At 71.8% G+C, this 9,183-nt stretch carries 5 protein-coding genes and 1 pseudogene; 5 read left to right on the top strand and 1 reads right to left on the bottom strand.

Going from position 1 to position 9,183, the window contains the following annotated elements; all coding sequences use genetic code 11:
• Positions 1–92 precede the first annotated feature (92 nt).
• The 4 genes from ABZ215_RS42430 to ABZ215_RS42415 are packed head-to-tail and all read left to right on the top strand — an operon-like array spanning position 93 to position 6,360.
• Positions 93–1,457: an MFS transporter gene (locus ABZ215_RS42430; RefSeq protein WP_354956507.1), complete on the top strand. Its 1,365-nt coding sequence runs from the start codon at positions 93–95 to the stop codon at positions 1,455–1,457.
• Positions 1,450–2,328: a Rossmann-like and DUF2520 domain-containing protein gene (locus tag ABZ215_RS42425; RefSeq protein WP_354956505.1), complete on the top strand. Its 879-nt coding sequence runs from the start codon at positions 1,450–1,452 to the stop codon at positions 2,326–2,328. Before ABZ215_RS42430 ends, ABZ215_RS42425 begins: the two co-directional genes overlap by 8 nt.
• Positions 2,329–2,362: 34 nt before the next feature.
• On the top strand, positions 2,363–5,815 hold the full coding sequence (locus ABZ215_RS42420; protein WP_354956503.1) for an indolepyruvate ferredoxin oxidoreductase family protein: 3,453 nt from the start codon (positions 2,363–2,365) through the stop codon (positions 5,813–5,815).
• On the top strand, positions 5,803–6,360 hold the full coding sequence (locus ABZ215_RS42415; RefSeq protein WP_354956501.1) for a hypothetical protein: 558 nt from the start codon (positions 5,803–5,805) through the stop codon (positions 6,358–6,360). The genes ABZ215_RS42420 and ABZ215_RS42415 overlap by 13 nt, the downstream gene beginning before the upstream one ends.
• On the opposite strand, the gene ABZ215_RS42410 is transcribed toward ABZ215_RS42415, so the two are convergent.
• On the bottom strand, positions 6,321–8,102 hold the full coding sequence (locus ABZ215_RS42410; protein ID WP_020419344.1) for a GAF domain-containing protein: 1,782 nt from the start codon (positions 8,100–8,102) through the stop codon (positions 6,321–6,323). The genes ABZ215_RS42415 and ABZ215_RS42410 overlap by 40 nt on opposite strands.
• 185 nt (positions 8,103–8,287) lie before the next feature.
• On the opposite strand from ABZ215_RS42410, the pseudogene ABZ215_RS42405 reads away from it, so the two are divergent.
• A pseudogene (locus ABZ215_RS42405) lies at positions 8,288–9,183 on the top strand (methane monooxygenase); the annotation flags it as partial.

The following is a 9,183-nucleotide window of genomic DNA, read 5'->3' as shown; positions in this document are numbered from 1 at the left end:
ACCCAACGGGGCAAGAACCCATCAGCCACACCCCATCGCCCTGGGCATCCAGAACATCCCGTCCTGAACATCAACAATCTTATGGAGAACCCATGTCCGGCAACACCGGCGTTGCCGACCACGACGAGCTCGCGCGGACCACCCTGCGCAAGGTCACGTGGCGGCTCGGCGTTCTGCTGTTCTTCGTCTACGTCCTCAACTACCTCGACCGCACCAACATCTCCATCGCGAAGCTGAAGATGCAGCCGGACATCGCCTTGAGCGAAACGGCTTTCGGCCTCGGCGCTGGCTTGTTCTTCGTCGGCTACGTGCTCTTCGAAGTGCCCAGCAACATGATCCTCTACCGCGTCGGCGCCCGGTACTGGATCGCCCGCATCATGTTCACCTGGGGCCTGGTGTCGATGGCGATGTTCCTGGTCCGCGACGAGTGGAGCTTCTACGCGCTGCGGTTCCTCCTCGGCGTCGCCGAAGCCGGCCTGGTGCCCGGCGTGATCCTCTACCTCAGCCAGTGGGTCCCCGCGGTGCGGCGGGCGCGGCTGATCAGCGTCTTCTACATCGCCGTGCCGGTGTCGACGGTCATCGGCGCGCCGCTGTCGACCTGGCTCATGGGGTTCACGCCGTGGGGCCTGACCGGCTGGCAGTTCATGTTCCTGGCCGAGGGTTTCCCGTGCCTGGTCATGGCGTTCGTCGTGGTGCGGTACCTGACGGACAAGCCCGCGCAGGCGACGTGGCTCAGCGAGCGGCAGCGCGCGTGGCTGGTCGCGGAGCTGGAGCGGGAGGACAAGGCCAACTCCGCGGGCGGGCACCGCGCCGGCTCGCTGCGTGCGGCGGTGCGCGACCGGGGTGTGCTCGGCATGTCGTTCGCGTTCTTCGCGATGATCATCCCCCTGTACGCGATGGCGTTCTTCCTGCCGACCATCGTCCGGCAGATGGGGTCGTTCAGCACCGGGCAGATCGGGTGGCTCACCGCGATCCCGTACGTGTTCGCCGCGCTCGCGATGTGGTTGCTGGCGCGCAATTCCGACCACACCGGGGAACGCACCCGCCACTACGTGGTGCCCGCGCTGGCCGGCGTCGCCGGGCTCGTGCTCGGCGCGCTGAGCCTCACCGGATCCCCGCTGCTGGCGCTGACCGGGTTCACGCTCGCCGCGATCGGCTGCATCTCCACGCTGCCGGTGTTCTGGGCGCACGCGCCGTACCTGCTCAGCGGCCCGGCGACGGCCACCGGCATCGCGTTCATCACCGCGGTCGGCAACCTCGCCGGATTCGTCTCGCCGTACATGGTGGCGCTGATCAAGGGCGACGGCCCGGGACAGGGCAACAGCAGCGCCGCGGTGCTGGTGACCGCGGTCTTCCTGACCGGCGCCGCGGTCGCGATGGCCGGCGTCGGCCGCCGGATCCGCAGGCGTTCCGGTGTGGCCGCGGGAAGCCGGACGGCGGAGGCGACCGGTGGCTGACCGGACTTCCGTCGGCCTGATCGGCGCGGGCAAGGCCGGCGTGGTCCTCGCCCGTGCGTTTCAGGAGCGCGGATACCGCGTCGGCGCGGTCTGGGACCCGGTCGACGCCGCTCGCCGCCGCGCACTCGACGTGCTCGGCGACACACAGCTGCCGGAGGTCCCGGCGGAAGTCGTGGCCCACGCCGAGGTCGTGCTGCTGGCGGTGCCGGACGACGTGCTCGCGTCCGTGGCCGCCGATCTCGCCGCGCACCACGCCGACCCGGCGGGACGGGCGGCCGTGCACGTGAGCGGCCGGTACGGAGCCGAGGTGCTCGCGCCGCTGCGGGCCCGGGGGATGGTGACCGCGGCCATGCACCCGGCGATGGCGTTGGCCGGCGATGTCGAGACCGAGGTGCGGCGCATCGACGGTGCCCGGTTCGGCGTCACCGCGTCGGCGGCCGGTCTGGAACTCGCCGGCCGCCTCGTGCGCGACATCGGGGGAGAGCCGGTCGAAGTGCCGGAAGACGGGCGCGCCCTCTACCACGCGGCTCTGGCGCACGGCAGCAACCACCTCGTCACGCTGGTCGTCCAGGCCGTCCGCATGCTCCACCTCGCCGGGGTCGGCGACGCGGCCGCCGTCCTCGGCCCGCCGTTGCGGGCGGCGCTGGACAACGCACTGACCCACGGAGACGCCGGCGCGACCGGACCAGTGGTGCGCGGCGACGTGGGAACCATCCGCGAACACCTGACGACCCTCGGCGCGGCACACCCGGCCGCGCTGCCCGCCTACCGCGCGATGTCCCTGGCCGCGGCCGACATCGCGTTCGCCGCCGGGCGCCTGGCCCGCGACCGTCACGAGCGGTTGCGGACCGTGCTGACCGATCCGGCCTGACCCCTCGCCACCCGACCGGTTGACGGAGAGCCCAGTGACCACCCAGACCACTACCGTGTCCCTCGACGACAAGTACACCGCCGAGCGCGGGCGGGTCCTGCTGTCCGGGATCCAGGCCCTGGTGCGCCTGACGCTCGAACAGCGCCGCCTGGACACCGCCCGCGGGCTGTCCACCCGCGTGTTCGTCTCCGGCTACCAGGGTTCGCCGCTGGGCGGGGTGGACCTGGAGATGGGCCGGGCCGCGCGGTTCCTCGACCCGGCCGGGGTGGTGTTCCGGCCGGGCGTCAACGAAGAGCTCGCCGCGACCGCCGTCGCCGGCACGCAGCTGCTCGACCAGCTGCCCGGGCGGCGGCACGAGGGGGTCACCGGGTTCTGGTACGGCAAGAACCCCGGCCTGGACCGGGCCGCCGACGCGATCCGGCACGGCAACATCTCGGGCACCGCGCCGCTCGGCGGGGCGGTCGCCTGGATCGGCGACGACCCGGCGAGCAAGTCGTCGACGGTGCCGAGTTCGTGCGAGCCGATGATGCAGAGCCTGTCCATGCCGCTGCTCGCACCCGGCTCGGTGGCCGAGATCGTCGAGTTCGGGCTGCACGCGGTCGCGCTGTCCCGCGCGAGCGGGTTGTGGACCGGGCTGAAGATCGTGGCCGACATCGCCGACGCCTCCGCGACCGTGGACGTGGCCGACCTGCGGGCCGGCATCCCCGAGCCGGCCCGCCGCGAGCGCGGCCCGCTGCCGACCCTCCTCGGCCCGGCGGCGCTGGACGCCGAATTCGACATGCTCACCCGACGCCTGGACCTCGCCCGCGCCTACGCCCGCGACGCCCGGCTCAACCGGGTGGTGTTCACCGCCGCTTCCGCCCGCTTGGGGATTCTCGCCTCCGGCACCGGGTTCGCCGTCCTGCAGCGCGCGCTCGACGACCTCGGGCTGGACGAAGCGGCGATGGACGCGCTCGGGCTCCGGCTGATCCGGCTCGCCATGCCCTTCCCCCTCGACGACCAGGAGCTGGTCCGGCTGACCGAAGGCCTGGACGAGGTGCTCGTCGTGGAGGACAAGGTGCCCTTCCTGGAAGGCCACCTGAAGGAGGCGCTGTACCGGCGGCCGGGCGCGCCGAACGTCGTGGGACGGCGGGACGAGACCGGGCGGCCGTTGCTGACCGCGCGGGGACAGCTCGGCGCGGAAGAGGTCGCCCAAGCCGTGGCCGCCCGCATCACGGCGGTGATCGGCCCGGACCGGCTGCCGCGCGCCGCGGTCACCCACCTGGCCGCGATCCGGCCCCGGCGGCCCGCGCGCATCGGCGTGCCCCTGGCCACCGGAAAGCGCACGCCGTACTTCTGCTCGGGCTGCCCGCACAACACTTCCACCCGCGCCGCCGACGACACGCTCGTCGGCGCCGGCATCGGGTGCCACGTCATGATCACCCTCGACGGCGCGGGCCGCGGCAGGCAGATCGGGCTGACCCAGATGGGCGGGGAGGGCGCCCAGTGGATCGGGCTGGCGCCGTTCACCGGCGACCGGCACTTCGTGCAGAACCTCGGCGACGGCACCTTCCACCACTCGGGCTCGCTGGCGATCCGCGCCGCGGTCGCCGGTGGTGTCACCATGACCTACAAGCTGCTCTACAACGACGCCGTCGAGATGACCGGCGGCCAGCAGGTCATCGGGCGGCTGTCCGTTCCCGAGCTCACCCGGCTGCTGGCCACCGAGGGCGTGCGGCGCGTCGTGATCACCACCGACGACCCCGGCAAGTACCGCGGCGTGGCGCTGGACCCGATCGCGTCCGTCCGCCACCGCGACGACTTCGCCGAAGCCGAAGCCGAACTGGCCGCCGTCGACGGCGTCACCGTGCTCATCCACGACGACCAGTGCGCGGCGGAGGAACGACGGCTGCGCAAGCGCGGCAAGCTGCCCACACCCGCGGAAAAGGTCGTGATCAACGAGCGGGTCTGCGAGGGCTGCGGCGACTGCGGCGACGTCTCCACCTGCCTGTCGGTGCAACCCGTGGACACCGAGTTCGGCCGCAAGACCCGCATCCACCAGGCCTCCTGCAACTCCGACTTCTCCTGCCTGAAGGGCGACTGCCCGTCCTTCCTGCTCGTCGAGCCGAGCGCGCAACGCCGCGCGCTGCCCGGGGAACCGCCCGTGGCGCTCGCCGAGCCGGAGCCGAAGGTCACCGGCACCGAGACGCTGCTGCGGATGCCCGGCATCGGCGGCACCGGCGTGGTGACCGTGTCGCAGATCCTGCAGATGGCCGCGCACCTGGACGGCAAGTTCGCCGCCGGGCTGGAGCAGACCGGTCTCGCGCAGAAGGGCGGGCCGGTCACCTCGGACGTCCGGATCGGCAAGCAACCGGTACGCGGCTCACTGCGCGCGTCACGCTCCACAGTGGACGTCCTGATCGGCTTCGACCTGCTCGGTGCCGCAGAGGAGTCCACGTTGGCGACGGCGCGCGGCGGCCGCACCATCGCGGTCCTGAACACCTCCGTGGTGCCGACCGCGGCGATGGTGACCAACCGCGTCGCCGTGCCGGGCAGCGTCGACGACCTGCTCGCGCGCGTCGCCGAGGCCACCACGCCGGAGGCGAACCTGCACCTGGACGCGCAGCGCCTGTCCGAATCGCTGTTCGCCGACCACATGCCCGCGAACATGCTGCTCGTCGGCGCCGCCTACCAGCACGGCTGCATCCCCGTCGCCGCGGCCGCGATCGAGCGGGCCATCCGGCTCAACGGCGCGGCCGTGGACAAGACCCTCGCCGCGTTCCGCTGGGGACGCGCGGCCGTCATCGACCCGGAGGCGGTGTTCGCCGCGGCGGGCGCCAGTCCGGAGCCGGCGGCTGCCGGGTTCGAAGCGGCGCTCGCCACCCGGATCGCCGATCTCACCGATTACCAGAACGAGGCTTTCGCCCGCGCGTACGCCGAGGAGGTGCACCGCGTCGTGGACATCGCGCAGGCCCGCGCCGGCGACGCCGCCGCTGAGCGAGTCGGGCTCGCCTACGCCCGTGGCCTGCACAAGCTCCTGGCGTACAAGGACGAGTACGAGGTCGCCCGCCTCCACCTCGACCCGGCGGAGAAGGCGCGGCGGGAGGCCGAGTTCGGCCCGGACGCCAAGGTGTCGGTGATGCTGCACCCGCCGGTGCTGCGCGCGCTGGGGATGAAGCGGAAGATCCCCCTGCGCGGGCGCACCGCCGAGGTGGCCTTCCGCGGCCTCCGCGCGGCGCGGAAGCTGCGGCACACGCCGTTCGACGTGTTCGGCTACGCCGCGGTGCGCAGGACCGAGCGGCAGCTCGCCGGCGAGTACCAGGCCCTGGTGCGGGACGCGCTGACCCACCTGACCCCGGCGACGCTGGACGCGGTGTGCGAGATCGTCGCGCTGCCCGACCTGGTGCGCGGCTACGAGGACATCAAGCTCGCCAACGTGGCGAAGTTCCGGGCCCGCGCGCGTGACCTCCTGGCCCGCTTGCCGGAGGGAGCGGTGTGCGACCGGTAGCCCCGTGCTCGGCGGTGCTGCGGCTGGACGTCATCGAGACGCCCTACGCGATCGCCCGGGTCACCACGATCCTGACCGCCCGGCGGTTCGACGTGCTCACCCTGGACGTCGGCGCCCCGGCGGGCGGCCGCCGCCGCATGACGGTCGAGCTGGCGGCCGGGGACGATGCGGAGGTGCGCCGGGCGGTGAAGTACCTGCACCGCTCGCCGGACGTGCTCAAGGTCGTCCACCTGCCCGACGAGGAGTCGCACGCCCGGCGGGCCGCGTTCGTGGTGATCGAAGCGCCTGCCCACCGGCTGCCGGAGGTCGTCACCGTCGCGCAGGCGATGTCGGCCGAGATCGTCGAGGCAGGCCACGGCCGCTGCACGCTGTTCCTGGCCGCCGAGCCGGACCGGGTGGCCGAACTCGTGACCGCCCTAGGCGACTTCCCCGTCCGCGACGTCGTGCTCTCCGCACCCGTGCGCACCCGGACGCTGCGGCGCCCCGGGGAGCACGGGCGTGCCGGTCAGCCGGGCACGATGCTGAACGCCCGGATCTTGCGGTAGATCGTCGCCCGGGACATGCCCAGGTCGGCGGCCGCGCGTTCCTTGTTCCCGTTGTTCGCCGCGAGGCTGCGCACGATCGCGTCGCGCTCCAAGACCTCCAGGCGGGTCAGCTGGCGCCGGGTGACGGTCCGGCACTCCGCGGGCAGGTCGTCCACCTCGATCACGCCGGCGCGGCGCCGCCGGGAGACCTGGGCCAGGACGTCGTCGAGTTGCCGGACGTTGCCGGTCCACGGCAGCCGCATCAGCTGCCGCAGGCACGCGTCCGACACCTCCAGATCGCGGTTGCCGGCGTGGCGGGCCAGCAGGGCGGGCACGAGGTGGCGCACGTCCTCGATCCGGTGCCGCAGCGGCGGCACCTCGACGGTGTGCGCGAAGAACGGCATCAGCCAGTTGTGGATCTCCGTGCCGCGCGGGTCCTCACCCACCGTGACCGCCACCCAGGCCGGCGCCTCGTCCGGCGGAGCGGCCTGCCAGGTGGTGAACAACTCGGTGAGCCGCCGCATCCCCTCCTCGGTCAGCGTGTCGGCGTGGCGCAGGATCACCGCCGGTGAGTTGCCGCAGCCGGCCTCGTCGGCGAGGGCGTGCGCCCACGCCTCGTAGTTGCCCACCGGAGCGCAGTCCAGCACGACCTGGCGGCCCGGCGCGTGACGGCGGGCCACGGCCTGCGCGAGGGCCGTCTTGCCCGTCCCGCCCTCGCCGGTCAGCACCAGCCAGTTCCCGCCGGTGATGCTCGCCTCCGCCGCGGAACACGCCTGCCGCCACACCGGGCTGCACCCGGCCAGCCCGGGCAGCCGCACGTCGGCGGGGCCGGAGGCGCGCCGGGGCACGGCCTGGTTCTTCACCCGGAACAACCCGCCGACCAGCGTCGACCCGTGGTGCACCGGGCGGTACTCCAGACGGGCGACCACACCGGAGGGCAGGTCGGCCAGGACCGTGGCCGGGGTGGGCGATCCGGCGACATCGGCCGTGTGGGTGATCAGCGCCGCCCGGTCCGCCGCGTCGTACAGGTCCTGGGCGTGGTTGTTCACCATCACCACGTCCTCGTTGACGGCCAGGATGGCGCCCGAGCCGCGCCGGCAGGAAGCCAGGTACTCGCGGAACAGCGCCAGCTCACGGGCCCCCGCACCGGCGAGCATCGCTTCCTCGATCCGCTTCGCGGTCGTGCGGGCGAGGGTCAGCAGCAGCGGGCCGGGCGTGCCGGTCCACGACGTGAGATCGAGTACTCCGACCAGGTGACCGCGGATCGGGTGGTGGATCGGCGCGCCGGCGCATTCGAAGGTCGCCAGGCGGCTGTTGAAGTGTTCGAAGCCGGACACGAGCACGGGTTGCTGGCATTCGAGTGTCGTGCCGATCCCGTTCGTCCCGATCGACTCCTCCGCGTAACTGAAACCGGGGGCGAGGCAGATCCGGTCCAAACCGGAGTGCAGCGCGCGGTCCGGGCTGGAGCGGCTCACCACGAGTCCGTCGGCGTCGGTGAGCAGGATGGCGACCGGGTGATCGGACAGTTCGGACGTCAGGTTGTCCAGGATCGGTTTGGCGCTGCGCAGCAGGAGGCTGTCCTCGTCACGGTCGGCGACGAAGATCGGATCGGGCTCGTCGGCGTCGATCCGGTGCTCCAGCGCGCGCCGCCACGACGCCGAAATGATCTCCCGCACGCCCGCCAGTTCGGGCACCGGCCGGGACAGGAACTTCTCCCGGGCCGCGCTGACCTGCGATTCCGACTGGTGTCCTGGCCTCGTCACCACCGTCTCCTTTGACGTCGAATGCTGTGGTCACCGGGCTGACTCCACCCACGACAACCCATCGTGGCGGAGATCGTGCAGTGTCTCGGTCTCACATTGAGACAGAACTCACCTGCGGAGCGCAACACACTCTCCCCCGTCAGTGACGACTGCCGGGCGGCGAGACCCGGCCCGAGGAGGCTGAATTGAGCAGGCAGAGTCTCACCAAGGCGCACAACAAGATCACCGAGCTGTCCTGGGAGCCCACCTTCGCCACACCGGCGACCCGGTTCGGCACGGACTACACGTTCGAGAAGGCCCCCAAGAAGGACCCGCTCAAGCAGATCATGCGGTCCTACTTCCCGATGGAGGAGGAGAAGGACAACCGCGTCTTCGGCGCGATGGACGGCGCGATCCGCGGCAACATGTTCCGGCAGGTGCAGCAGCGCTGGCTGGAGTGGCAGAAGCTGTTCCTGTCCATCATCCCGTTCCCGGAGATCTCCGCGGCGCGGGCGATGCCGATGGCCATCGACGCGGTGCCGAACCCGGAGATCCACAACGGACTCGCGGTGCAGATGATCGACGAGGTTCGCCACTCCACGATCCAGATGAACCTCAAGAAGCTGTACATGAACAACTACATCGACCCGGCGGGGTTCGACATCACCGAAAAGGCGTTCGCGAACAACTACGCGGGCACCATCGGCCGCCAGTTCGGCGAGGGGTTCATCACCGGTGACGCGATCACCGCGGCCAACATCTACCTGACCGTGGTGGCCGAGACCGCGTTCACCAACACGCTGTTCGTCGCGATGCCCGACGAGGCCGCCGCCAACGGCGACTACCTGCTGCCGACCGTCTTCCACTCGGTGCAGTCCGACGAGTCCCGGCACATCAGCAACGGCTACTCCATCCTGCTGATGGCCCTGGCCGACGAGCGCAACCGGCCGCTGCTGGAGCGCGACCTGCGCTACGCCTGGTGGAACAACCACTGCGTGGTGGACGCCGCGATCGGCACGTTCATCGAGTACGGCACCAAGGACCGCCGCAAGGACCGCGAGTCCTACGCCGAGATGTGGCGCCGCTGGATCTACGACGACTA

This window comes from Amycolatopsis sp. NPDC006131, from assembly GCF_040614175.1.
Lineage (GTDB): Bacteria > Actinomycetota > Actinomycetes > Mycobacteriales > Pseudonocardiaceae > Amycolatopsis_E > Amycolatopsis_E tucumanensis.
Note: the sequence above shows the minus strand (reverse complement) of the source record. Positions and strands in the feature narration are given on the sequence as shown.